This is a genomic window from Streptomyces sp. WZ-12 (assembly GCF_028898845.1).
Taxonomy (GTDB): Bacteria; Actinomycetota; Actinomycetes; order Streptomycetales; family Streptomycetaceae; genus Streptomyces.
Genome location: NZ_CP118574.1, coordinates 1,970,106 through 1,994,695, shown reverse-complemented (window position 1 = coordinate 1,994,695; position 24,590 = coordinate 1,970,106). Strand labels below are relative to the sequence as shown.

Sequence of the window (24,590 nt, the reverse complement as noted above, 5' to 3'; positions counted from 1 at the left end):
CGGGTTCGACATGGCAGGGCGCTTCGGCAGGGGACGGCGCTTCGGGATAGAGAGCGGCATCATCGGCGTGGCCACCGCGGCGGTGGCCACAGCGGCGGCGGTGGGAGCGTTCGCGCTCCTCCAGCCCAGCGCCGAGGCCGACGCTCCCCCGGCGAAGAAGCCCGCCCAACCGCCGCGCACCGCACCGGTCGACCCGTCCATCGTGCACGCCTCGGACCGCCCCGGCCGCAGCCTCAACATCACCATCGACGACGGCCCGGACCCGACCTGGACCCCGAAGGTCCTGGAGGTCCTCAAGGAGAACGGCGTCAAGGCGACCTTCTGCATGATCGGCCCGCAGGCCGCGGCGCACCCCGCCCTCGTCAAGAAGGTGGTGGCCGACGGACACCGGCTCTGCGACCACACCATCAACCACAACACCGCCATGGACCACCGGTCCGAGGAGTACCAGTCCCAACAGATACTCGACGCCCAGAAGATGATCGAGGACGCGGCCGGCGGCGCCAAGGTCGAGTACTACCGCGCCCCCGGCGGCGCCTTCACCCCCTACAGCCGCAAGCTGGCCGCCGAGCACGGCATGCGCCCGCTCGGCTGGAACGTCGACAGCAAGGACTTCGAGGGCGGCAGCGTCGCGACGATAGAGTCCACCGTCCGCGGTGAGCTCCGCAACGGCCCCACCGTCCTCTTCCACGACGGCGGCGGCAACCGCGCCCGCACCGTCGAGTCGCTCAAGCGCCTGCTGCCGTGGATGAAGCAGCAGGGCTACGGCTTCGGCTTCCCGCAGCGCTAGCCGACGCCCCTCCCGGAGACAGCCGAACGGGCCGGTCACCACCGGCCCGTTCGTCGTTCCGTCGCCCCGCGCGCCTCACGCCGCGCCGAACAGCTCCGCCAACTCCTGCTCCACGCCCAGGTACTCGTGCTCCCGCCCGGCCGGCACCGCCTCGTACGAGCGGGCCAGGAACCGCCGGACGTCCGCGGTCCGCAACTGCACCATGGCGATGCCCTCGTCGGCGTGGAACTCCATCAGGACGCGCTCCGGGCCCGACGGCCGGATCCGCACATCGCCCCGCCCGGCGGCGGTCCGCAGCCCCTCGGTGAGCAGGTCCCGGGCGAACGCCCAGCCCACCGCGGCGCCGTCGAGCGAGATCTCCGGCGGGAAGGTCATCCGCACCGCGAGCGGATCCGACCGCCGGTAGTGCAACACCGCGGGCACCGCTTCGCCGACGGAGGTCGCGAGGAGACGGACCTGGACGGCTTGGTCGATGGCGGGGTGCATCGCGCGGCTCCTCACGGCTGGTCGGCCCGCGGAACGCGGACGCGGTCAGCCTGTAGGACGGTCTGCCCGGCTCCTCCGTGCATAAGGCGGGGGTGTGATCTGCGTCATGTCGACGCCGTCGAGCCGTCCCGCCGCGGGGAGATGAGGAATTCCTCCAGGATGCCGGGGGCCGCCGACGCCGCGAAGCCGGGCGCCGCCCCCTCCGCGAGGTCCGGGATGCGGTAGCCCTCCTCGCCCGCCGCCACCGCCGCGGTGAGCGTGACCAGCCCGGCCCGCCGGGTGAACGGTGAGGTGGTGAACGTCCAGGCGGCCACCGCCTCGCGCCGCAGCGCCACGGTGTCCCGGCTGAACGTCCCCGAGCGGACGATCAGATGGCGCCCGGCGATCCCGTGCCCCAGGTTCCGGTACGCGTCCCGGGCCAGCCACAGCGCCACCGGCGTCGCCAGCACCGCGTAGATCCAGGCGGCGTGCAGCAGGACCGGGGTGAACGCCGCCCCGAGGCCGGCCAGCAGCGCGGTGCCCGGCGCCACCGCGAACAGCAGCCCGCGCACCCGCCGGCGGCGCAGCGCGACCCGCGGATGCGGGGTCAGCGCCACCCCGGGGTGATGCGCCAACGCGGCGTCGGGAAAGGCGGATTGAAGCGTTCCGCCGGCCACCCGTACCGCCTCCCGTCGGGGCGCCGGCGGCAGCAGCCCGCTGCGCTTGCGGTTCTCCTCCTTGTTGCCCAGCCCGCCGGCCACCGCGCGCACCGTCGCCCCGCCGCCGGCCCGCAGCAGCAGCGGCTCGCACAGCACCACGCCGCGCAGCCGGGCGCGTTCGACGGTCACCGAGCGGGTGGTCAACAGCCCCCGGTGCACCCGCAACGAGCCGGCGTCGGCCCACTCCAGGCGGTAGTTCCACCAGTTCTCGACGTAGAGGACGACCGCGCCCACCGAGCCGAGCGCGATCACCGCCAGCAGCGCCGCCGGCACGGTCAGCCAGAGCATCCCGTTGCCGAACTCCGCGAACGCCCGCCGTACGAAGCCGAGTTTCCACGGCTCGATGCCGATCTCGTGCAGCACCCGGTAGGCCGAGCCGCCCGCCACGAACACCCCACCGACGACCCAGAAGGTGAGCGGCGCGTACCGCAGCCAGCGCCAACTGATCCGGGCCAGCACCGGATCCTCGGCGCCGGCCCCGGTGGCCGCGCGGGCCAGCAGCTCGACGCGCAGCCGCTCGCCCTCGGCCACCGGCAGGGCGTCCAGCGCCAGTTCGCCGCCGCCGTCCCGGGAGCCCGCCGTGCCGGCCCGCAGCACCGTGACGCCCAGCAGTCGGTGCAGCGGCGAGGCGGTCAGATCGACGGTGCGCACCCGGTGCAGCGGCACGCTCCGCAGCCGCCGGGTGAACAACCCGCTGCGCACGTCCAGGCTCTCGCCGGTGACCCGGAAGTCGGTGCGCGCCCAACGGATCAGCGCGGCCACCGTGACCACCGCGAACGCCGCCGCGATCGCGCCGAGGGTGAACCACGCGCCGGCGGTGATCCGGCCGCCGGTGGCCAGCGCGGTCAGTGCCAACGACCCCAGCGGCGCACCGAGCCACCCGCAGTGCACCACCAGCGTGCGCGGGCTCAACCGCCGCCACGCGCCCGCTCCGTGCTCCCCGGCGCCCGCCGCGCCGCCGCCCGGTCCGATGCCGTCCGCGTCCCTGTACCCGCTCATGCGGCATCACCGGGCACGTCCTGCGCGACCTCGCCGATCCGGCGGGACAGCTCCTCCGCGTCCGCGTCCGACAGTCCGGCGATCTTGATGTCGCCGGCGGTCGAGGCGGTGGTGACCACCACCGTCGCCAGCCCGTACCGCCGCTGTATCGGACCGCGCACGGTGTCCACGGTCTGCACCCGCGACAGCGGGGCGATCCGCCGCTTCTGCCAGAACCAGCCGCCCGCCGCGTAGACCGCGCGCTCGCCCAACTCCCAGGCGTGCACCGCGTACCGCATCCACGGCATCACCGTGAGATAGCCCACCGCCGGCAACACCAGCACGACCAGCAACAGCGGCCCCAGCCATGGCAGCGCGCCCGGGAAGAAGAGCAGCGACAGCGCCGCCAGCACCAGCGCGGTCAGCAGCATCGGACCGCTGAGCGCGAGCAGCGCCTGGAGCCGCCACCAACTGCGGGCGCGCGGATCGACGCGGTGGCGAGGCGGTCGCAGGAGCGGCGCGGCGTGCTCGGGCATGAGGGTTCACCGTTTTCCAAGTCAAACGTATTGTGAGGCGGTACGTTATAACGGTACGGGCGACTTGTAAAAGTCGGCCGGTCAGCGCCACCGTCGGGAGCGGGCGCCGAGGACCGGAGCGCCAGACAGAAAGAGCCGTACCGGAGAAAGGACGCCGCCCGTGCCGAAAAAGGTGGATCACGAAGCCAGGCGCCAGGAGATCTCCGCGGCGCTCTTCCGGCTCGCGAACACCCGGGGCGTGGACGGGGTGAGTCTGCGCGACGTCGCCGCCGAGGCCGGCATCTCCCTCGGCCGCATCCAGCACTACTTCCGCACCAAGGACGAACTGCTGCTGTTCGCGCTGCGCCACATCAACCAGATGGCCACCGAACGCATCCGGGAGCGCATCGAGGCCCTGGCCGAGGACCCCACCCCGCGCACCGTCCTGCGCGCCTGCTGCGCCGGGATGCTCCCGCTCGACCCGGAGAGCCGCGCCGGCCTCCTCGTCGCCGCCGCCTACTACTCCCGCGCCGTCCATGACCCCGCCCTCGGCGCGGAGGCCCGCGACGGCATCCCCAAGCTCCGCGACTTCTTCGCCGACCAGCTACGCCTGGCCGCCGCCCGCGGCGAACTCCCGCCCGAGCGCGCCACCGAGGACGAGGCCCTGCTGCTGATCAGCCTCACCGATGGGCTGGGGTCCTATGTCCTGTTGGGCGTCCACGAACCGGAGAAGGCCCTGGAGCTGTTGGACCGGCATCTGGCGCGGTTGTTCGGGACGGGGGGCGATACGGGGGAGTGACGTGGGGGAGGGGGCGTGCGGGCGCCGCCTTCCGTCTCTGTGTCGCGCCGCGATTCGCCGGCCGGGGTGCCCTCCCCGAGCCGCTCGCCGTCCTCCCCGCGTCCTGACGGCGAGCCCCCGCACTGCTCTTGACGTAGCGTCAGCCCGCCCGTCGGTCGGCTTTCCGCGCTTTCCCGCCATCCGGCTCGGCCCGTTCGCACGGTCTGCCATCCTGTCGTCCGACCGTCGTGCAGAACCCGCCCCGCCGCAGCCCGGTGGGGCGGGTTCCGCGCGTCACCAGCACGACCAAGGGGAGGCGGCAATGCCGTACATCGGGGAGACCTGGCGGGTGGAACGGGGTGCGGACGTGGTCGGCGAGATCACCATCACCGAGGCGGACTTCCCCTGGCTGAACGGCCGTTTCACCCCCGGCCCGGCCTTCGCCGAGCTGGAGCCGCACTTCGCCCGGGAGCTGTCGCTCATCGACACCCTCGACGAGGACCTGGCCGCCTGGGAGGACGCCTACACCCGCGCCAGCGACGGCGTCCGACTGATCGCCCCCGCCGGCCCGGTGGCGGAGTTCCTGCTGCACATCGAGGACGACGCGGCGTGGTTCCGCTGGAGCGACGAGCCGTTCCCGGTGGAGTAACGACGGGCGCTGCGCGCATGGGTGACGATGAATCAGGATCAGTTGGCCTCTTGGTCCATGCGGTCCATGCGGTCCATCCGACCCATGCGGTCCATTCAATCCATGAGGCTGGCTAGCCGTCCCTCCAGTACCACCAGCAACTCGCCCAGCGCCGTGGACAGTTCCTCCTGGCGCTGCTCTCCGATCCCTTCCAACAGGGCCGCCTCGTACTGCAGTTGCTCGGGCAACAACCGGTCGATGATCTCCTGCCCCTCGTCCGTGAGCGAGAGGTGGGTGACCCGCCGGTCGCGGTCGTCCGGCCGACGGCGGAGCAGCCCGCGTTGTTCCAACTGCCGGACGCGCTTGGTGACCGCCGCCCCCGAAGCGAAGGTCTCCCGCGCCACCCGGCCCGGGGTCAGCTCGCGGCCCATCCGCCGCAGCGTGGCCAGGACGTCGAACTCGGGCCGGGTCAGCCCCGCCCGCCGCAACGGTGCGTCGGCCGCCTGCTGGAACAGCGCGGAGCAGCGGTTGAGCCGCCCGATCACCGCCATCGGGCCGGTGTCCAGCCCCGGGTGCACCTGCTGCCACTGGCGCATCACCCGCGCGACGATGTCCTCGGTCACCCGCACTCTCCTCTCGGCCCCGTCCGTCCGGCCGGAATCCCGGTCGCCCACCGCACTCAATTGTGCCTGCCCGGCGGCGCGCCGAGGGGGCACGGGGGTCGAGCGGCCTGAGGAGGCCGTCAGGCGGCCAGCGCCGGCGCGGACAGCCGCCGGACCAGGGCCGCCAGCGTCCGGTGTCCCTGCTGCTCGGCGCGGGCGATCCGCTCCTCGGGAAGCGCCCGCTGCCACCACTCGCCGGACGCCACCTCGACCGCCTCCCGCAACTCGACGAGCGAGCCGGCCAGTCGATCCCGCGCCCAGCCTGCCTCGCGCGGGGCGTCGGGGGGCGGGGGTGAGGGAGGGGTGTGGGGTGCGTGGGTCGGTGTGGGGAGTGGGGCGGCGCCAGCCGGCACCGGTTGCGGGCCGAAGTCGTCCGGCCTCGGCAGGGGCCCGGCGCCCGCCGTCCCCGACCCCACCACCGTCCCCGACAGCCGCCCGGCACCGCCCGTCGCCAGCAGCTCGGAGGCTGCCTCCTCGGCCCGGGCGACCCCGGCCAGCGCCAGATCGATCCGGTCCGCGGCCCGCCGGTTGGTGACCAGCACGCAGCACACCAGCCCGACCGCCGCGCCCACCACGGTGTCCAGCCACCGGTCGGCGATCAGCGTCCCGGCCGGCATCGGCCGGCCGAACTCCGTCAGCAGCAGCGCCATCGGCGTCACGCACACCGACCCCAGCCAGTAGTTGCGACTGATCATGGCCTCCGCGCCGAGCTGGAACACCAGCGCCATCACGACCATCGCGACGTGCCCGGTGTGGGTCACCGGCAGCAGCACGGTGAACAGCGCCAACCCGAGCAGATTGCCGAGGGTGCGCTGGAACGCGCGCTGCCAGGAGAGCGTGGTGTTGGCCTGGTAGATCGAGGCCGCGGTCACCACGGCCCAGTACGGATGCCCGACCCCCACGGCCATCGAGGCCCAGCCCGCCAGGACGCAACCCACCGCGACCCGGGCCCCGATGGGCAGCAACGGCGACCCGGGCCGGAGCCGGCCGACCACCGCCCGTATGCCCCGTGTCCGGCCCGGTGCCGGACGCCGGAGCCCGGGCCCACCGGCCCCGCGCCCGCTACCGGCCTCCCACGCCATGCCGGGCTCCAACGCCACCCCCGACTCCCAAGCCACGCCCGCCAGTTCGGCGGCCTCCGCGGCGGTGAGCGTCACCTCCGGCAGCGGTCGCCCGCTACGCAACTCCCGTGCCCAGCCGCCGAGTCGGCCGCCCTCCGCAACCGGGTCCGGCGGGGTGCCGCCCAACGCCGACTCCGCCCGCACCAGCAGCCGTTCCAACCCCGCCCGCGCCGCCGCCTTCTCCGACGTACGCACCGGCACCAGGAACAACGTGTGCCAGGCCGCGTTCACCGCGGCCGCGGTGGCATGCCGGGCGTGCGCCACCCCCGCCGGTTCCGCGCCACCGGCCGACGAGGCACCGCCGGCCTCCGCTTCCGCTTCCGCGCGCGCCCGCAACAGCCCGGCGGCGGCCTCCAACGCCCGCGCGGTGGCGATCCGTTCCGGCCCCCGCGGCCGCACCAGCGCCGGCGCCATGCACACCAGCCACGCGAACGCCCCCGTCGCCAACGCCAGCCCCGCATGCGGCAACACTGCCGCCGGCCGCTGTGGCACGAAGAACGCCGAGGCCGCGATGAACGTCAGGATCAGGTTCCCCGGCGGCCCGATCCGCGACGCGTCGCACACCATCTTGTGCACCGCGGCGACCAGCGACGCCAGCGCCACCAACACCGCTGCCGAGGTGACCAGCGACGCCGCGGTCAGCGCGACGGCCAGGCTCGCCACCATCCCGAGCACCACCCACGACAACGCCCGGGCCCGCGCCGCATACGGCAGTCCGTGCGCGTACAGCGCGCACATCGCCCCCGCCGACGTGTAGAGCACCAGATCGAGCCGTCCCGACCCCAACAGCACCAGATCCGGCACACCCAACGCCACCACCGCACTCAGCGCCGGCTTGTGCCATATGTCAACGGGTCGCCGCAACCGCACCGTGCTCCGCACCGGCAACGCCCGAACCCGCACGGCGCCCGCCCCACTCGCCGCCTCGGCTCTCTTCTTCGGCTTCTCGTCGGACGCCCGGCCGGCCATCTCGTCCGCGGTCCGCTTCGTCCTCCACCACCCCGTGGCCCTGGCGTGCTTGGCATGCTTCCCCATACAAAAACCTTAGCAGGTGTTTTACTGGTAAAAGAATTGCCCGGATCTCACCCCACCTCCCCGCCAAGCGACAATGTCCCCGTGCCAACCCCAGGACCCCCGAGCCCGCCGAACGGACCGGCGGCATCGAGACCATTCAGGACGCCGGGGGTGCCGTGGACGTCGAGGGCGCCGGGAGCACCGCGCACGCCGGGAGCGCCTGGCGGGCCGAGGGCGCTCGGCACGACGGGGCGTCGAGGGCTGTGGGCGCGTCGGGGGCGCCGGGAGGGCCGGGAACGCCTGGAGTCGTGCGAGTACCGGGTGCGTCCGGAACTCCGGTCGGGTCGGGAGCGCTGGGGAGGCCGATGAAGGCCAAGAGCGCAGGGGCGTCGAGTGTCGAGGAGGCTGGCGGCGTCGAGGACGCTGGGACTCTCGTGAAAGCGGGGAACGCTACGCCCGCCGAGGAGCGGGGAGAGCTTGCCGGCGGCCGGCGGAGATCCACTGGGTGCTGGTAGTGGTCCGTCGAGGGTCGGAAGGGACCCGCCAAAGGAAAAAGAGGTCCATCGGGGCGGGCGCGGGGCGGTCGAGAACATTGAGGATGCGGGGAGCATGGGGAGCATGGGGAGCGCGGAGAACGTGAGGGGCGGAGTGGGAGACATGGAGACCACGGGGGTTACGCGGCGCGCCGGGGGTGCGGCGAGCGCGGGAGGCGCGAAGACCATGAGCGGCGCGAAAGGCGTGCGAGGCGTGCGAGGTGCGAGTGGCGTGGAGAGGGCCGAGGGCGCTGAGGACGCGGAGGGCAACGAGGGCACCAGCGAAGTCAGGGACACCGGCAGCCCCGTTGGTGCCGCCGGCGCCCGGGGCACCAAGCCCCCCAACAGCCCCCAGCGCGCCAAGCCCGCCAAGGGCACCCAGGGTGCCCGAGGAACCAAGACCACCAGGAGTACCAAGACCATCAAGACCACCAAGAGCGCCGGGAAGGCGGCGACTACGCCCCCTGCCGCCGCCACCTCCGCCCCACCGGACCGCCGACGCGAACTCCTCGACACCGCGGCCGAGGTGTTCGCCGCGCAGGGCTACAACGCGACCACCGTCCGACAGATCGCCGACGCCGCCGGCATGCTCGCCGGCAGCCTCTACTACCACTTCGATTCCAAGGAATCGATGGTCGACGAGATCCTCGCCACCTTCCTGGACGAGCTCTGGGCCGGCTACGACGCCGTCCTGGCGGCCGAACTCGGCCCGCGGGAGACCATCGAGGCCCTGGTCACCGAGTCCTTCCGGGAGATCGACCGGCACCGCGCCGCCGTCGCGATCTACCAGAAGGAGGCTCAACACCTCGCCACCCAGCCACGGTTCGGCTATCTCACCGAATCCCAGCGGAAGTTCGAGCGGGCCTGGCTCGGCACGCTGGAGCGTGGCGTGGCCGAGGGAGTCTTCCGCTCCGACCTCGATCTTCGGCTGGCCTACCGCTTCCTGCGCGACACGGTCTGGGTCGCCGCGAGCTGGTACCGACCGCAGGGCCGACACAGCCCCGAGGAGATCGCCCGCCAGTACCTCGCCATGGTCCTGGACGGCATCGCCCTCCCCGGCTGACGCCCACGGGGACGCCCCGCCCTCCCACAAACCATGAACGCACCGCGTTCCCCCGCGGCTGAGCGACAGCCCGGGACCACCCCAGCCCGCACCAGGCCGCACCCGGCGGCCCCGCTACCCGCCCGCTCCTGACCGCCCTAACAGGCCGCGTTCTTCACATACAGGGCCCGCGGTCCAGCGGCCGTCCCGTACAACACGTCCTTCGTCACGCCCTGCGGGAGCCGGCCGCGCCGGTCCGCGTGCTGCGGGACGACGATGGTGTAGCACGCCGGCCGCTTGGCGCACAGGTTCGTCAACCGGACGTAACGCTGCTCGCCCCGGTCGAAGAACGCACGCACCTTCACGCACCGCGGTACGTGCTCGGCGGCCATCGCCTGCGGTGCCGCGGCGAGCGTCAGCGAGGCGCCACACACCGCCCCCGTCACTGCTATCGACAAGATCTTCCGCATCCGCTTTCCCCCGCTCAATACGCCGGGACGGCACACCGCCCGGCCCTCACCATCGTCCGGCAGACCACTCCGCCCCACCCGCGTCTCCCAGCCCACTCCACTATCGCGCCAACGGCGCCGGAACGCCCGGGACGTCCACCACGCCTATCACGCCCACCTAGGCATCGGCCCCCGCCCTGTCGCCCTGGGCTCCGCCTCATTCTCCACACCCGCACCCCGGATTTCGGCCCCCGGTAGCCACCCGGGGTTCACCACTCCGTAGGCACGCCAGTGACCGGCGTCAGCACCCCTATACATCCATTCCGCGCTGCGCTGCCCTCGTGCCCCCGACCCCCTGACCAGCGCGCCACCCGTGCCGCACAGGTCGACGTCTCAACGCAGGTCGACGCCTCAACGCCTCAACGTCTCGTCGACGACGGCCCGGCCATCAAGCTGCTGAACCGCACTCCAACTCCCCCTCCCCCCACTTCCGTCAATTCTCAGTCGTTGCCGGAGGGCCGGGCCGCCAGCACCTTCACCCCGCGCTCCGTGAACTCCCGACGCGTTTCCTCGGACACCGCACCATCCGTGATGAGGGTGTCGAAAACATCCGCGTCGCCGACCCTGGCGAAGCACCGCTGACCGATCTTCGACGAGTCCGCGACGATCACGGCCCGCCGCGCGCGCTCGGCCATGAGCCGGTTGATCCGGGCCTCGGCCTCGTCGTGCACCGTGGCCCCCATCACCGGATCCACGCCGTTGGCCCCGATGAACGCGATATCGATGGAGATCTGCTGGAGCACCAACTCGCTGAACGGGCCCACGAGTTCATACGAACGGGAATGCGCCACACCACCCGTGAGCACGATCTTGATCTGCGGCCGGACGGCCAGCTCGTTGGCGATGTTCAGCGAGTTGGTGACGATCGTGAGCTGGGGTTGCGGATCCGACTCCGCGAAGTCGGACCGGGTGGCGAGCACCCGCGCGATCGCGGTGGTCGTCGTCCCCCCGCTCAGCCCGACCACGTCGCCTCGCTCCACCAGCCGCGCCGCCGCCTTCGCCACGGACTCCTTCTCCGCCGACCGGTGCCCGTGCTTGTACCGGATCGGCAGGTCGTACGCCACCGAACTCAGCACCGCGCCACCGCGAGTGCGGACCAGCAACTGCTGCTGGGCGAGGGCATCCATGTCGCGCCGCATCGTGGCCGCCGAGACCTCCAGCTCGGTCGCCGCCTCCTCGACATCCACCCGGCCCCGGTCCCCGAGCAGCTCAAGCAGTGCGTTCATTCGTTCATGGCGCTTCATGGCGCGAGCCTAATTCGTCGCCCCCACCACAGCGCTTCCCGGCCCACGAACACCTGCTCACCTCCACCAGTCGACCGTTCCCAGGCCCCGCTCGCGGCGGCCGGGCATTCGCTCGCGGTCACTGCGATCAGGTCGAGGTCGCCTCAGCCACTCCGCTCACCCCCGAGCTGTGGTCTCCGCCACCCGGAGCTCCGTGGGTGCCGTCACCGGAGTGTTCAGCACCTCCAGCAGCCGGGCCGCCTCCTGCGCGACCGCCTCCCGTGCGGGCTTGATGTACTTGCGGGAGTCCACCAGCGACGGGTCCGCGTCCAGCGTGCGCCGTATTGAGCCGGTGAAGACGGAGACCAGGTGCGTGGAGATGTTGATCTTCGTCATGCCGGCGGCGATGGCGCGGCGGAGTTCGTCGTCCGGCACGCCGGAGGAGCCGTGCAGGACCAGGGGGACCGGCAGCGTGGTGCGCAGCGCCGCGATCAACTCCTTGTCCAGTTCGGCGGTGCGCTCCCGCATCGCGTGCGAGGAGCCGACGGCGACGGCGAGCGCATCCACGCCGGTGGCCTGGACGAAGGGCAGGGCCTCGGCCGGGTCCGTGCGCGCTCCGGGCGCGTGGACGCCGTCCTTCCCGCCGACCTCGCCGAGCTCCGCCTCGACGAAGGCGCCCCGTTCGTGGCACCAGGCGGCGAGGGTGGCGGTTGTGGCGACGTTCTGCTCGTAGGGGAGGGCGGAGGCGTCGATCATGACCGATCTCACGCCGGCCGCGATGCCCTGGTGGACCAACTCCGCCTGGGTGAGGTGATCGAGGTGGACCGCGATCCGGGCCGTGGACTCCTCGGCGAGGGCCAGCGTGGCCCGGGTGAGGGGCAGCAGACTGCCGTGATAGCGGATGCAGTTCTCGCTGATCTGGAGGATCAGCGGGCGGTCCGTGCGCTCCGCGGCGGTGACCAGTGCCTCGGCGGTTTCCAGATGGATGACGTTGAAGGCCGCGGCGCCGACCCGCGCGTCACGCGCGGCATCGACGATCGACGCGGTGGGGACGAGGGGCATGTGTCCTGACTCCCTTGTGGAACCGGTCGGTTGAGGTCGGGGAGGGGAGAAGAGAGGGGTAACGTCGGATGGCTAGGGAGTGGCTGGTTCCTGGAGCATCACGGAGCGGGTGAGGCTGCGGGGGTTGTCCGGGTCCAGGCCGCGGGCGCGTGCCCGCTCCAGGGCGACCCGCTGGACGAGAACCAGGTCGGCCAGTGGATCCCGCTCGTGGGACACGAAGTGCGCTCCGGTCCGAGCCACGTCCGCCTCCAGGCCCTCCGGTGCCGGCCCGAAGAGCCAGGTCACCCGGCCAGGTGCAGCTATCGAGATCGGGCCGTGCCGGTATTCCATCGCCGGGTAGGACTCGGTCCAACTCTGCGATGCCTCCCGCATCTTGAGGGCGGCCTCGTTGGCCAGGCCGTACGTCCAGCCGCTGCCGAGGAACGAGAACTGCTCGGCGTCCACCCACTCCTGTGCCACCGGCGCGGCCAGCGCCTCCTCGGCGTCGTCCACCGCCCGTGAGACGTCGTGGCCCAGTTGCGCGCGCAGCAGGGTCAGTGCCGTGGTCGCGAAGCGGGTCTGCACCACGGACCGCTCGTCGGCGAACGGCAACTCGACCGTAGCGTCGGACAGTTCGACCGCCGGCGTCTCCGGGTCGCCGAGCAGCGTCACCGTGGGGATGCGGCCCCGTACCGCCTCCAGTACCCGCAGCACCTCGGTCGTCGTGCCGGAGCGGGTGATCGCCACCACCGCGTCGTAGCCGCGGTCGCCGTCGAGGAACGCCTCCGACGCGGGGAAGGGGTCCGTGACGCCCAGGCCGGCGCCCTCGCGCAGGGCGGCGTAGGACTGGGCCATGAACCACGAGGTGCCGCAGCCGATCACGGCCACGCGCTGGCCGGCCTTGGGCAGTGGCCCGCCGGCGGCTCCGATGCGCGCCGCCTCCCGCCAGGTCTCCGGCTGGCTGCGCAGTTCCTGCTCCATGTACGAGGTCTCGCTCATGGACGCCTCCCGTGGTGCGTGATCCCTGGTGGGGATGGGTGATGGATGGTGCGTGATGGAGCGCAGTATTGCAGTCTCGATGCAACTTTCTGCTTTGCTGATGCCGACTCTACGCATGTTCGTGCACGCGTTCCATCCCTCGTGCGAGTGATCGCGGTAGAGAGGTCTGCAGTTGGGTGTCTGCGTAAGGGAGTTGGGGGATATGGCGTGGCGTGGCGGGGAAGGGAAATTGGGTAGTTCATTGTTGACAGGTGCGTGAAAGGTGCCTGATATTCGCAAGATCGGTCATGCGCGGTCCGGGCGTGACCGTCGACGTGGCGCCCCGGTGCCCGTCACGCAGTACGCAGCAATGACGCTCCGTCGCACTAAGGACTCCCCATGTCCACTGCCCCGATCGCCGCGCCGCGCCGCGCCGGCGGCCTGTTCGCCCTCACCGGCGCCGTCGTCGGCGTCATCTACGGCTACGACACCGGCAGCATCTCCGGTGCCCTGGTGTTCCTCAGCAAGGACTTCGGCCTCACCGAGACCGAAAAGGGACTGGTCAACAGCATCCTGGTTTTCGGGTCGATACTCGGCGCGATGTTCGGCGGCAAGCTGGCCGACGTGCTGGGCCGCAGAGCCGCGATGCTGATCGTCGCCAGCTCGTACGCGGTCTTCGTTGCCCTGTCCGCGTTCGCCCCCAACGTCGTGGTGCTCGACGCCGTCCGTTTCCTGCTCGGCATCGCGATCGGCATCTCCATCGTGGCGGCGCCTCTCTACGTCGCCGAAGCGAGCCCCGCCCGCATCCGGGGCGCCTCCGTGGCCGCCTACCAAGTGGCCACGGTCGTGGGCATCGTCCTCACCTACTTCGTCAACTGGGGCCTGTCCGGCGGCGGTCACTGGCGCTGGATGCTCGGCCTCTCGGCGATCCCGGCGGCGATCGTCCTGATCCCGCTCTTCCGGCTGCCGGACACGCCCCGTTGGTACGTCCTCAAGGGGCGCGACGAACGGGCCGTCGAGGTCATGGCGAGGACCGACCCCGAAGCCGACGCGCACGCCGAAGTCGCCGCGGTGCGCGCCGCGTTGGCCGAGGAGAGCGGCGGCTCGGCGCGTTCGCTGCTGCGCAAGCCGTACCTCCGCGCCGCGCTCTTCGTCGTCGGCCTCGGCTTCTTCTGCCAGATCACCGGCATCAACGCCGTGACGTACTACAGCCCGCAGATCTTCGAGCAGATGGGCTTCACCGGCAACGGCCAGAACTTCCTGCTGCCGTCCTTCGTCGAACTCGCCTCCCTGGTGGCCACGGTGCTGGCGATCCTCATCATCGACCGCCTGGGCCGCCGGATGGTGCTGCTCACCGGGATCGGCACGATGGTGGTGATGCTCGCGGTGCTCACCGTCGTCTTCAGCGCGGGCGAGCTGCACGGCACCACCACCTGGGTGGGCTTCGCCGCGATCCTCCTCTTCACCGCCGCCTTCAACTTCGGCTTCGGATCGCTGATCTGGGTCTACGCGAGCGAGGCGTTCCCCGCCCAGCTGCGCTCCACGGGGGCGTCGGCGATGCTCACCGCCGACCTGGTCGCCAACCTCCTGATCGCCCAGTTCTTCCCGTCGCTGATGACGAAGCTGGGCCCCGCCCCGACCTTCGCGGGCCTGGGCGTGCTCGCTGTCGGAGCCCTGGCGTTCGCCGCGTTCACCGCGCCCGAGACCAAGGGCCGCCAACTGGAGGAGATCCAGGGCTACTGGCGCAACGGCGGCCGCTGGCCCACCGCGTCCGCCACCGGTACGGCCGACCCCGGACCGCTGGGCAATTCGGCCGCCTCCCCGGCCGCCCCGTCATAGCGCGCGCCAGGAGGAGCCGCGGCACACCACGCGCCCCGTAGGCAGCACGTGGCCCGGACGGGAGTGTCAGGACGGGAGCTGCTCCCGGTACTCCGCCAGGGCCGGCGCGGTCTTGGTCGCCACGAACTCGGTGATCCGGTACGTGCAGACGCCGGCGCGCACGAACGGGTCCTCGGCCGTGAGCTTCTCCATGGTCGCCCGGTCGGTGCCGGTGGCGATGATCACGCCGCCGTCCCGGGGGTTCTTCCGCCCGGACGCGATGAAGTGGCCGGCGTCATAGCCCCGTTCCAGCCACGCCACATGGTCCTGAAGGGCGGCGTCGACGCGGTCGAGGGGCGCGGTGTAGGTCAGCTCCAGCACGAACATGACAGCAAATATAGAGCGCGTGCCGCGGGCCGCCCGCGGCGCACCCGCCCGGCCGGCGGTTCGGTAGCGTTGCCGGCACCATGGACACCTCCGCAAGCATCTCCCGCGCCGACGAACTGCGGCACTGGCCGGCGGACGAAGCCTCGGCCCGTGCGGTCCAGGACCGGCTGCGCGCCCACGTACGACTCGACGAGGCCGGGCCCGAGCCGGGCTTCGAAGGCACCGTGGTCGGCGTCGACGTCGCCTACGGCGACGAGCGGGACGTGGTCGCCGCAGCCGCTGTCGCCCTCGACGCCCGCACCCTCGCGGTCGTCGACGAGGCCACCGCCGTCGGCCCGGTCGCCTTCCCGTACGTCCCAGGTCTGCTGGCCTTCCGGGAGATCCCGACGGTGCTCGACGCGCTGGACCGGCTCGCCCGTACACCCGGCCTGGTGGTCTGCGACGGCTACGGGCTCGCCCATCCACGGCGCTTCGGACTCGCCAGCCACCTGGGGGTGTTGACGGGACTGCCCACCATCGGGGTCGCCAAGAACCCCTTCGCCTTCCGGTACGAGGCGCCGGGCCCGGAGCGCGGTGCCACCTCCCCGCTGCTGGACGACCGGGCGGCGGGTGGAGCGCCCGAAGAGGTGGGACGTGCCCTGCGCACCCAGAAGGGCGTCAAGCCGGTGTTCGTCTCCGTCGGTCACCGGGTGGACCTCGACCGGGCGTGCGCGCACACGCTCCACCTGGCCCCGGCCTACCGCCTACCGGAGACCACCCGGGCCGCCGACTCCCTGTGCCGTCAGGCGCTGGCCGGCGCCTGACGGCCGGTCCGGCTACCCGCGGACGACCCGGAACGTGATCCCGGCATCCCGGAGCCGCCGGGTGAGCGCGTCCCCCATGGCCACCGCCGTCGTCACCTGGCCCGCGGTGTCCGGGAGTTCGTCGAAGGCCAGGCTGAGCGCCCCCTCGGCGAGCATCTTCGCGGTCTCGCCGTAACCGGGATCGCCGCCCGCGACCTCGGTGATCAGGCGGGTCCCGCCGCCCGACGCCACGAACCGCACCACGAACCAACTACGCGCCCGCCGCTCCGGGGGCGGCCCCTCGCCCGGTTGCAGCCGCCCGGACAACCACCGGCGAGCGGGCGGTACTTGGGCGAGCGCGGACAGCGCCCCCGCGCCCACCACCCCGGCGAGCGCCGTCGGCAGCCTGCGCACCCCCGCGTAGTGCCGGTACCGGAAGTCCGGACCGTAGTCGTCGAGGGCGGCCGCCGAGCGAGCCACGACCCGTGGGTCCAGGGTGGGCAGCGGGATGCCCCAGGTGCGGGTCTCGCGGCTCCGTACGGGCGGCCCGAAGGGGGCGCGCACGCTGCGGCCGGCGGGCGGCGCCTCGGACCGTCGGCGGGCCCGGGCGACCCGCGCCATGGCGGCCGGCCGCCCGACCGCGGTCAACGCGGAGGCCAGAGTGCCGCCGGAGAACGACGCGTTGGTCCGCACGAAGCCGTCGATGCGCAGCGGGACGCCCTTGGGGAGCAGGCCGACCGTGTAGTGCACGCCCAGGTCGCACGGGACGGAGTCGAAGCCGCAGGCGTGCACGAGCCGCGCCCCGGACGCGCGGGCGGCGGCGTCGTGGCGCAGATACACCCGGTCGACGAACTCCGGCTCGCCGGTGAGGTCCAGGTAGTCGGTGCCGGCCTCGGCGCACGCCGCGACGAGCGGTTCGCCGTGCAGCAGATAGGGCCCGACGGTGGTGGCCAGGACGCGGGTGCCGACGGCGAGGGCGCGCAGCGACTCCGGGTCGGCGCTGTCGGCCAGGAGCAGCGGCAGGTCCGCGCAGGCCGGATTGAGGGCCGCCAACTGGTCACGCAGGCGCTCCAGTTTGGCGGTGCTGCGGCCGGCGAGCGCCCAGCGGCAGTCCGCGGGGGCGTGCCGGGCCAGATACATGGCGGTGAGCGCGCCGGCGAACCCGGTTGCTCCGTACAGGACGACGTCGTGGTCCCGCCCCGAGGTGTCGTGCCGTGGCATGGGGTCCTCCCTGGTCCGAGGTCCGGACCCTAGGCAGGGCGCCGGCGGAACGTCAACGACGGGCGGGGAGGGGACGTTTGGCGGGGACATGGGAAGGGGGCCAGGTGCGGTATTGACGTGGAGCGCGCACGGGGCCAGATTCATGCGATGAGATGGGACGTCCGACGTCCTGTTTGGGTGAGAGCGTGCGGGTACGCAACTGCCGTGAGTCGGGCGTCTCTTGGAGGAGGCCCGATCCCGCGATGACGCGCCCCGTGGACACCCCGGACCGGGCGCCGCGCCGCGCCTGGTGGCGCGAGGTCGCCCCGCGCCAGTGGAAGGCGCTGGCCGCCGCCTGGATCGGCTACCTCCTGGACGGCTTCGACTTCGTGCTGATCACCCTGGTGCTGACCGAGATCGCCCACGATTTCCGCCTGGACACCGCCACCGCGGCCTCGCTCGTCTCCGCCGCCTTCATCACCCGGTGGCTGGGCGGTGCGCTCCTGGGGGCGCTGGGCGACCGCCGCGGCCGGCGAGCGGCCATGGTGGCCAGCATCCTGCTCTACTCGCTGGGCACCTTCGCCTGCGGGTTCGCCTGGGACTACACCAGCCTGTTCGCCGCCCGGTTGGTGATCGGGCTGGGCATGGCGGGGGAGTACAGCACCAGCGTGACGTACGTCCTGGAGAGCTGGCCCGCACGGCTGCGCAACCGGGCCTCCGGATTCCTCATCTCCGGCTATGCGGGCGGCACGGTGCTGGCCGGTCAGCTCTACGCCTGGGTGGTGCCCGTAGGGGGCTGGCGCTGGATGTTCTGGATCGGGGTGCTGCCCGTCCTGGTCGCCCTGTGGATGCGTAGATCACTGCCGGAGTCCGCGGAGTGGCGGGACGCGGTCGGCGACGCCGCGCACCGCCCCGGGGACGAGGTACCGGAGCGCTCGCATCCGTTCTGGTCGTTGTTCGTCAGCGGGCCCCGCCGACGGGCCAACTCCGCGCTGGCGGCGGTCGCCTGCGCCGCGCTGTGCTGCGCGTTCACGCCGCTGGGCGCGGGGTTCGTGCCCTGGTCGGCCGCGGTCGCCGCGCTGTGCCTGGTCGCCTTCGCCGTGCAACTGGGCGGACACCGGGGCTGGTTGCGGTACGTCTCCCTGATGGTGACGGTCTTCTGCGCGTTCCTGTACAGCTGGCCGGTGCAGTCCCTGTTGCCCACCTACCTCAAGTCGGACCTCGGTTACACCCCGGCGCAGGTCGGCGCGGTGATGTTCTTCGCGGGCTTCGGCGCCATGGCCGGCTGTTGGCTGGCCGGGTTCGCCGGCGATCTGCTGGGGACCCGACGCGCCTACGCCTGGACCCTGTTGGCGTCGTTGGCGTTCGTGTTCCCGGTGTTCGCGGTGCGCGGGAGCCTGGTGGGACTGGGGGTGCTGATCTTCGTGCTGTTGGCCCTCGGACAGGGCATCTCCGGGATCCTGCCGAAGTACATCGCGGGCCACTTCCCGACCGCGACCCGCGCCGCCTCGCTCGGGTTCGTCTACAACGCGGGGGCGCTGGGCGGGGCGGTGGCGCCGGTCCTGGGGGCACAGCTCGCCCGGGGCATGCCCCTGGGGCGGGCCCTGGCGGTGCTCACCTTCGGGCTGACGCTCCTGGTCGTCGTCCTGGTGGGCGGCGATGTTCCGCGGCGGCTCGGGCGGTTGGTGGACCGTCAGGCGATCGCTGACCACCTCATGCCGGGGCGGGAACCGGGGCCGGGGTGGGACGGAGTGCGCGGGGCGCGTGCGGCGGACGCCGACGGCGGGGAGCCGTCGGCGGGTGCGCCGTAGTGGGGGAGGGGCCGCCCACGGGGACCCGGGGCGGCTCCGGTGTGCGCGTCGGGGGTCGACGCTCACTCCGTGCTGTCGTCGTGCCGCCCCAGTGCCACCCCGCGGACGCCGTCGAGTTCCGTCAACGCCTCGACCAGGGGGTGCGCGGAGCCGCTGCCCTCCATGCGCAGCAGCACCTCGGCCGCCATGGAGACGTCTGCCGGGGCGGTCTCCACCTGGACGTCGGTCACCCGGAACCCGCTGCCGGTGCACAGCTCCAACATCCGCCCCAGTAGCCCCCGTTGTGTCTGGTAGGTCAGGCGCAGCTCTATCCGGTCGAGGGCCGTGCCCGAGGTGATGCGCTCCGACACCTTGGAGAAGCCGCGCACGATGAGGAAGTGCACCGCCGTCGCGCCGATCGCGAGCAGCGGCAACCCGCCGCCGCACGCCATCCCGATGGCGCAGGTCAGCCAGATGGTGGCGGCCGTGGTCAGTCCCCGGACCGCGTCCTTGCGCACGAAGATCAGGCCGCCGCCGATGAAGCCGATGCCGGAGACGACCTGCGCGGCGACCCGGGAGGGGTCCAGCGCCACGCCCTCGATGCCGAGCATGGAGCTGAAGCCGTGGATGGACACTTCCATGAACAGAGCGCTGCCCACGCCGACGAGGGTGTGGGTGCGCAACCCGGCGCTTTTCTGCCGGGCCTCGCGCTCCAACCCGATCAGCGAGGACAACAGCAGGGCTATGGCCAGCTCCGCGAACTGGCGCAGTCCCTGCCCGGCGCGGACGTCGAACAGTGCGGAAGAGAGCTGTGACATGACGGCATTGTCCCTCCGCCGGCCCGGTGTTCGGGGCTGTGCGGGCCGTTGTCAGTGGTCGCGGTTAGCGTTGTTGGTGACGGGATGCGCGGGCGCATGCGCGGCTCACTGAGGGGCACCGCGCCGGTGCCGGGACGGGGGAGCGGACATGGAGGACGGCATGACGAGGCCGGTGCGACAGAGGGCGGCGGCGGTGCGGGCAACGGCGGTGCCCGGTCGCCGGATAGCCCCCGCGCGGCTCATCGACCGGCTCGGCGGGGGATAGCGGCGCGGCGACAGCGGCGCGCGAAGGCCCGTGGCGGAGATGGCGGTTGAGCATCGACGCGACGGGCTTTTTGACGTTGACGGCCACTTGGCGCGAGGGGGCTTGTGGAAAGTGGAACGCGTTCTTAACATCGCGAGTGTTACATCAGAAGTGTCACAGTGCGGAAGGCATGGGGCGCGAATGACGGAGTCAGGCAACGGCCCGCTCAGCGGCGTGCGGGTGGTGGAGCTCGCCGGCATCGGCCCCGGCCCGTTCGCGGCCATGTTGTTGGCCGATCTGGGCGCCGACGTCGTCCGGGTGGACCGGCCCGGCGGCGCCGGGTTGGGCATCGATCCGGCGTCCGACCTCACCAACCGCAACAAGCGCTCGGTGCTGGTGGACCTCAAGCAGCCGGCCGGGGTCGCGAAGGTCCTCGATCTGGTCGAGCGCGCCGACGTCCTGATCGAGGGGTACCGCCCGGGCGTGGCCGAGCGGTTGGGCGTCGGGCCCGAGCCCTGCCTGGCTCGCAATCCCTGTCTGGTCTACGGCCGGATGACCGGCTGGGGCCAGCAGGGCCCGCTCGCCGGCACCGCCGGGCACGACATCGGGTACATCGCCATCACCGGCGCCCTCGGCATGATCGGCCCGCCCGACGGCCCGCCCGTCATCCCCGCCAATCTGCTCGGCGATTACGCCGGCGGCTCGCTCTATCTCGTCATCGGGGTCCTCGCCGCGCTCCAGCACGCCCGCGCCGAGGGCGGCGCGGGCCAGGTCGTCGACGCCGCCATCGTCGACGGCACGGCCCATCTGACGGCGATGATCCACGGCATGCTGGCGGCCGGCGGCTGGCAGGACCGGCGCGGCGCCAATCTGCTCGACGGCGGCGCGCCGTTCTACGGCGCGTACGAGACCGCGGACGGCGGCTATATGGCCGTCGGCGCGCTGGAGCCGCGGTTCTACGCCGAGTTCGTCCGCCTCCTCGGCATCGAGGACGAGGTCCCGGGGCGGGACGACCCCGCGGCCTGGGGCGCGTTGCGCACCGCCATCGCCGGCCGCTTCCGGACCCGCACGCGGGACGAATGGACCGCCGTCTTCCAGGAGTCCGACGCCTGTGTGGCTCCCGTGCTCTCGCTGCGCGAGGCCCCCGAGCACCCGCACCTCGCCTCCCGCGGCACCTTCACCGAGCACGCCGGCCTCACCCAACCCGCCCCCGCGCCCCGCTTCTCCGCCACCCCCGGGACGCTCCGCAGACCTCCCGCCCGCCCCGGCGCGGACACCGAAGAGGTCGCCCGCGACTGGCGCGTCCCCAGCCTCACCGCCCCGGACGCCGGCCCGCGCGACACCGAGCGGAAGGAGGCGGCCCACTGATGGCGCCGTCCACCGGCCTCCGGCACGCGGCCGACCCGCGCCGCGCGGGCGAGGCGGTCGCGGTCCGTGCCGAGCGGGCCCAGATGGCCGGGCAAGTCGCCTGGCCCGGCGTCGAGTTGGGTGCCCTCCGTGGGGCGCGCCTGCGGGGCCGTCCGGTCGTGCCGCCGCTGGCCTCGACGCCGGGCGCCGGACGACGACCACGGCGGCACGGACATCCCGCCGCCCCCGGCGAAGGGCACCGACTCCGGGAGCACCGCCTCGCCGGCCGGCGGCGTGCGGCCGAGGCCGCGGTGGCGGGCGGCGACGGAGTGGTGGTGTCGCCGAGCGGGCCCGAAGGGCGCGCCCGTGGGCGTAGCGGGGCGAGCGCGCTCCCGACCGCGGATCCCCAACTGCCGTCGGGAGGTGCCCCAGCCGCCGCCCCCGAGGGGAGGACGGCCGCGCACCCCGAGCCCGCCGGGACGAGGCCCCTCGCCCAACCCGCCCGGCCCACCCAGCCCATGAGTCCCCGGAGCCTCCGATCCCGTTCCATACGCCCCGGCCCCGGCTCGGCGAAGGCCATCGGGATCGTCAACGACCGCCCCTGAAGGCCCGATTGAGGAGCGTTCACCGGTCCGACCGGGGAGCACTCACCGCCGTACGAGGAAGCACTCGTCGGGGCCCCGGCCCCGGGCGGGCAGTGAGCACCGCCGTCCACCCACGACCATCCCCCGAAGGGACAGCAGAGTGAAGCGCCAGATCTTCACCGAGGACCACGACGCCTTCCGCGAGACGGTGCGCACCTTCCTCGCCAAGGAGGTGACGCCCCACTACGAGCAGTGGGAGAAGGACGGCATCGTCAGCCGGGACGCCTGGCGGGCGGCCGGCCGGCAGGGGCTGTTGGGCCTGGCCGTGCCCGAGGAGTACGGCGGCGGGGGCGCCACCGACTTCCGCTACAGCGCCGTCCTGGCCGAGGAGTTCACCCGCGCCGGCACCCCGGGGTTCGCCATCGGGCTGCACAACGACATCATCGGCCCCTATCTGACCTCGCTCGCCACCGACGAGCAGAAGCGCCGCTGGCTGCCCGGATTCTGCAGCGGCGAGATCATCACCGCCATCGCGATGACCGAGCCCGGCGCCGGCTCGGACCTCCAGGGCATCCGCACCTCCGCCGAGGACCGCGGCGACCACTGGGTCCTCAACGGCTCCAAGACCTTCATCTCCAACGGGATCCTCGCCGACCTCGTCATCGTCGTCGCCAAGACCACCCCCGAGGGCGGCGCGCACGGCCTGAGCCTGCTGGTGGTCGAGCGCGGCGCGGCCGGCTTCGAGCGCGGTCGCAACCTCGACAAGATCGGCCAGAAGTCCCAGGACACCGCCGAGTTGTTCTTCAACGACGTCCGGGTCCCCAAGGAGAACCTCCTCGGCGAGCTCAACGGGGCGTTCGTGCACCTGATGACCAACCTCGCCCAGGAACGGCTGGCGATAGCGATCGCCGGGATCGCCGCCGCCGAGCACCTGCTGGAGATCACCACCGGCTACGTCAAGGAGCGCGAGGCGTTCGGCCGGCCGCTGGCCAAGCTGCAACACGTCCGGTTCGAGATAGCCGAGATGGCCACCGAGTGCGCGGTCACCCGCACCTTCCTCGACCGCTGCATCGCCGACCACTCCGAGGGCACCCTCGACGCGGCGCACGCCTCGATGGCCAAGTGGTGGGCCACCGAGTTGCAGAAGCGGGTGGCCGACCGGTGCCTGCAACTCCACGGCGGGTACGGCTACATGACCGAATACCCCGTCGCCCGGGCCTTCACCGACGGCCGCATCCAGACCATCTACGGAGGGACGACCGAGATCATGAAGGAGATCATCGGCCGCTCCCTGCTCGGCTAACCCTCCCGATCGTGCCTCCCCGGTCCGGAACGTCAGCGGCTGACGCCGCGCACCCCGGACCCCGGCCGATAGAAAGGCTTTTCAGTGAGCACCGAAGCGTATGTGTACGACGCGATCCGCACCCCCCGCGGTCGCGGCAAGGCCAACGGCGCGCTGCACGGCACCAAGCCCATCGACCTCGTCGTCGGCCTGATCCACGAGGTGCGGCGGCGCTTCCCCGACCTGGACCCGGCCGCGATCGACGACATCGTGCTGGGCGTCGTCGGCCCGGTCGGCGACCAGGGCTCCGACATCGCCCGGATCGCCGCGATCGCCGCCGGGCTGCCCGACACCGTCGCCGGCGTACAGGAGAACCGCTTCTGTGCCTCCGGCCTCGAAGCCGTCAACATGGCCGCCGCAAAGGTCCGTTCCGGCTGGGAGGACCTCGTCCTGGCCGGCGGCGTGGAGTCGATGTCGCGGGTCCCGATGGCGTCCGACGGCGGCGCCTGGTTCGCCGACCCGATGACCAACTTCGACACCGGCTTCGTCCCACAGGGCATCAGCGCCGACCTCATCGCCACCATCGAGGGCTACTCCCGCCGCGACGTCGACGAGTACGCCGCGCTCTCCCAGGAGCGGGCCGCCACGGCCTGGAAGGACGCCCGCTTCGAGCGCTCCGTCGTCCCGGTGAGGGACCGCAACGGCCTGGTCGTCCTCGACCACGACGAGCACCCGCGCCCCGGCACCACCGCCGACTCCCTCGCGGGCCTGAAGCCCTCCTTCGCCGCCATCGGCGACGCCGGCGGCTTCGACGCGGTCGCGCTCCAGAAGTACCACTGGGTCGAGAAGATCGACCACGTCCACCACGCCGGCAACTCCTCCGGCATCGTCGACGGCGCGGCGCTGGTCGCCATCGGCTCCAAGGAGGTCGGCGAGCGCTACGGCCTGACCCCGCGGGCCCGGATCATCTCCGCCGCGGTCTCCGGGTCCGAGCCGACGATCATGCTCACCGGCCCCGCGCCGGCCAGCCGCAAGGCGCTGACCAAGGCCGGCCTGACCATCGACGACATCGACCTGGTCGAGATCAACGAGGCGTTCGCCGCGGTCGTGCTGCGCTTCGTCAAGGACATGGGCCTCAGCCTGGACAAGGTCAATGTCAACGGCGGCGCCATCGCCCTGGGCCACCCCCTCGGTGCCACCGGCGCGATGATCCTCGGCACCCTCGTCGACGAACTGGAGCGGCAGGACAAGCGCTACGGCCTGGCCACCCTCTGCGTCGGCGGCGGCATGGGCGTCGCCACCGTCATCGAGCGCCTCTGACCCCTCGTCCCCTCCCACAACG

23 protein-coding genes are annotated in these 24,590 nt (G+C 72.6%); 11 read left to right on the top strand and 12 right to left on the bottom strand.

Annotation, left to right across the window (positions count from 1 at the left end; all coding sequences use genetic code 11):
- Positions 1–10: 10 nt before the first annotated feature.
- A complete protein-coding gene (locus PV796_RS08565) occupies positions 11–790 on the top strand; it encodes a polysaccharide deacetylase family protein (protein ID WP_274912337.1) in 780 nt (259 codons plus the stop codon).
- Positions 791–865: 75 nt separating this feature from the next.
- On the opposite strand, the gene PV796_RS08560 is transcribed toward PV796_RS08565, so the two are convergent.
- From PV796_RS08560 to PV796_RS08550, 3 genes are all read right to left on the bottom strand, one after another.
- Entirely contained in the window at positions 866–1,276 is a 411-nt protein-coding gene (locus tag PV796_RS08560) for an SsgA family sporulation/cell division regulator (RefSeq protein WP_274912336.1), read from the bottom strand.
- Positions 1,277–1,380: 104 nt separating this feature from the next.
- On the bottom strand, positions 1,381–2,973 hold the full coding sequence (locus PV796_RS08555; RefSeq protein WP_274912335.1) for a PH domain-containing protein: 1,593 nt from the start codon (positions 2,971–2,973) through the stop codon (positions 1,381–1,383).
- Positions 2,970–3,488, bottom strand: coding sequence for a PH domain-containing protein (locus tag PV796_RS08550; RefSeq protein ID WP_274912334.1), 519 nt, complete (start codon positions 3,486–3,488; stop codon positions 2,970–2,972). The genes PV796_RS08555 and PV796_RS08550 overlap by 4 nt, the downstream gene beginning before the upstream one ends.
- A 160-nt stretch (positions 3,489–3,648) precedes the next feature.
- On the opposite strand from PV796_RS08550, the gene PV796_RS08545 reads away from it, so the two are divergent.
- Positions 3,649–4,266 carry a TetR/AcrR family transcriptional regulator gene (locus tag PV796_RS08545; RefSeq protein ID WP_274912333.1) on the top strand — a complete coding sequence of 206 codons (618 nt, stop codon included), beginning with the start codon at positions 3,649–3,651 and terminating at the stop codon, positions 4,264–4,266.
- Positions 4,267–4,567: 301 nt separating this feature from the next.
- Positions 4,568–4,894 carry a hypothetical protein gene (locus PV796_RS08540; RefSeq protein WP_274912332.1) on the top strand — a complete coding sequence of 109 codons (327 nt, stop codon included), beginning with the start codon at positions 4,568–4,570 and terminating at the stop codon, positions 4,892–4,894.
- A gap of 95 nt (positions 4,895–4,989) precedes the next feature.
- On the opposite strand, the gene PV796_RS08535 is transcribed toward PV796_RS08540, so the two are convergent.
- The gene (locus PV796_RS08535; protein WP_274912331.1) at positions 4,990–5,496 is read right to left on the bottom strand and encodes a MarR family winged helix-turn-helix transcriptional regulator; all 507 of its coding nucleotides are present in this window, start codon (positions 5,494–5,496) and stop codon (positions 4,990–4,992) included.
- A gap of 119 nt (positions 5,497–5,615) precedes the next feature.
- A complete protein-coding gene (locus tag PV796_RS08530; RefSeq protein ID WP_342456893.1) occupies positions 5,616–7,691 on the bottom strand; it encodes an FUSC family protein in 2,076 nt (691 codons plus the stop codon).
- Positions 7,692–8,729: 1,038 nt separating this feature from the next.
- On the opposite strand from PV796_RS08530, the gene PV796_RS08525 reads away from it, so the two are divergent.
- On the top strand, positions 8,730–9,266 hold the full coding sequence (locus PV796_RS08525; RefSeq protein WP_376562737.1) for a TetR/AcrR family transcriptional regulator: 537 nt from the start codon (positions 8,730–8,732) through the stop codon (positions 9,264–9,266).
- A gap of 137 nt (positions 9,267–9,403) precedes the next feature.
- Here the strand turns inward: PV796_RS08525 and PV796_RS08520 are convergent, their stop codons facing one another.
- The 4 genes from PV796_RS08520 to PV796_RS08505 form a co-directional block, all read right to left on the bottom strand.
- Positions 9,404–9,715 (bottom strand): hypothetical protein, encoded by a 312-nt coding sequence (locus tag PV796_RS08520; protein ID WP_274912330.1) that lies wholly within the window; start codon positions 9,713–9,715, stop codon positions 9,404–9,406.
- A 479-nt stretch (positions 9,716–10,194) separates the two neighbouring features.
- Complete coding sequence (locus PV796_RS08515; RefSeq protein ID WP_274912329.1) at positions 10,195–10,998, bottom strand: DeoR/GlpR family DNA-binding transcription regulator; 804 nt, start codon at positions 10,996–10,998, stop codon at positions 10,195–10,197.
- Between the two features lie 156 nt (positions 10,999–11,154).
- Entirely contained in the window at positions 11,155–12,039 is an 885-nt protein-coding gene (locus PV796_RS08510) for a class II fructose-bisphosphate aldolase (RefSeq protein ID WP_274912328.1), read from the bottom strand.
- Positions 12,040–12,111: 72 nt separating this feature from the next.
- A complete protein-coding gene (locus PV796_RS08505) occupies positions 12,112–13,017 on the bottom strand; it encodes an SIS domain-containing protein (RefSeq protein ID WP_274912327.1) in 906 nt (301 codons plus the stop codon).
- 378 nt (positions 13,018–13,395) lie between these two features.
- Here PV796_RS08505 and PV796_RS08500 point away from each other — a divergent pair, with 378 nt between their 5' ends.
- Complete coding sequence (locus tag PV796_RS08500; protein ID WP_274912326.1) at positions 13,396–14,835, top strand: sugar porter family MFS transporter; 1,440 nt, start codon at positions 13,396–13,398, stop codon at positions 14,833–14,835.
- Positions 14,836–14,901: 66 nt separating this feature from the next.
- On the opposite strand, the gene PV796_RS08495 is transcribed toward PV796_RS08500, so the two are convergent.
- Positions 14,902–15,201 carry a YciI family protein gene (locus PV796_RS08495; RefSeq protein ID WP_274912325.1) on the bottom strand — a complete coding sequence of 100 codons (300 nt, stop codon included), beginning with the start codon at positions 15,199–15,201 and terminating at the stop codon, positions 14,902–14,904.
- A gap of 80 nt (positions 15,202–15,281) precedes the next feature.
- Here PV796_RS08495 and PV796_RS08490 point away from each other — a divergent pair, with 80 nt between their 5' ends.
- Entirely contained in the window at positions 15,282–16,004 is a 723-nt protein-coding gene (locus tag PV796_RS08490; RefSeq protein WP_274912324.1) for an endonuclease V, read from the top strand.
- 12 nt (positions 16,005–16,016) lie between these two features.
- On the opposite strand, the gene PV796_RS08485 is transcribed toward PV796_RS08490, so the two are convergent.
- The gene (locus tag PV796_RS08485) at positions 16,017–17,204 is read right to left on the bottom strand and encodes a saccharopine dehydrogenase family protein (protein ID WP_274912322.1); all 1,188 of its coding nucleotides are present in this window, start codon (positions 17,202–17,204) and stop codon (positions 16,017–16,019) included.
- A gap of 242 nt (positions 17,205–17,446) precedes the next feature.
- On the opposite strand from PV796_RS08485, the gene PV796_RS08480 reads away from it, so the two are divergent.
- Positions 17,447–18,994: a sialate:H+ symport family MFS transporter gene (locus PV796_RS08480; protein ID WP_274912320.1), complete on the top strand. Its 1,548-nt coding sequence runs from the start codon at positions 17,447–17,449 to the stop codon at positions 18,992–18,994.
- Positions 18,995–19,056: 62 nt separating this feature from the next.
- Here PV796_RS08480 and PV796_RS08475 read toward each other — a convergent pair whose 3' ends face one another.
- Positions 19,057–19,791, bottom strand: a complete 735-nt coding sequence (locus PV796_RS08475; RefSeq protein WP_274912318.1) for an MgtC/SapB family protein — start codon at positions 19,789–19,791, stop codon at positions 19,057–19,059.
- A gap of 445 nt (positions 19,792–20,236) precedes the next feature.
- On the opposite strand from PV796_RS08475, the gene PV796_RS08470 reads away from it, so the two are divergent.
- The 4 genes from PV796_RS08470 to PV796_RS08455 all read left to right on the top strand — a co-directional run bounded on the left by PV796_RS08470 (position 20,237) and on the right by PV796_RS08455 (position 24,568).
- Positions 20,237–21,403 carry a CaiB/BaiF CoA transferase family protein gene (locus PV796_RS08470; protein WP_274912317.1) on the top strand — a complete coding sequence of 389 codons (1,167 nt, stop codon included), beginning with the start codon at positions 20,237–20,239 and terminating at the stop codon, positions 21,401–21,403.
- Positions 21,403–21,987 (top strand): hypothetical protein, encoded by a 585-nt coding sequence (locus PV796_RS08465; protein ID WP_274912316.1) that lies wholly within the window; start codon positions 21,403–21,405, stop codon positions 21,985–21,987. The genes PV796_RS08470 and PV796_RS08465 overlap by 1 nt, the downstream gene beginning before the upstream one ends.
- 139 nt (positions 21,988–22,126) lie before the next feature.
- The gene (locus PV796_RS08460; RefSeq protein WP_274912315.1) at positions 22,127–23,269 is read left to right on the top strand and encodes an acyl-CoA dehydrogenase family protein; all 1,143 of its coding nucleotides are present in this window, start codon (positions 22,127–22,129) and stop codon (positions 23,267–23,269) included.
- A gap of 84 nt (positions 23,270–23,353) precedes the next feature.
- Positions 23,354–24,568: an acetyl-CoA C-acetyltransferase gene (locus PV796_RS08455; protein ID WP_274912313.1), complete on the top strand. Its 1,215-nt coding sequence runs from the start codon at positions 23,354–23,356 to the stop codon at positions 24,566–24,568.
- Positions 24,569–24,590: the final 22 nt, after the last annotated feature.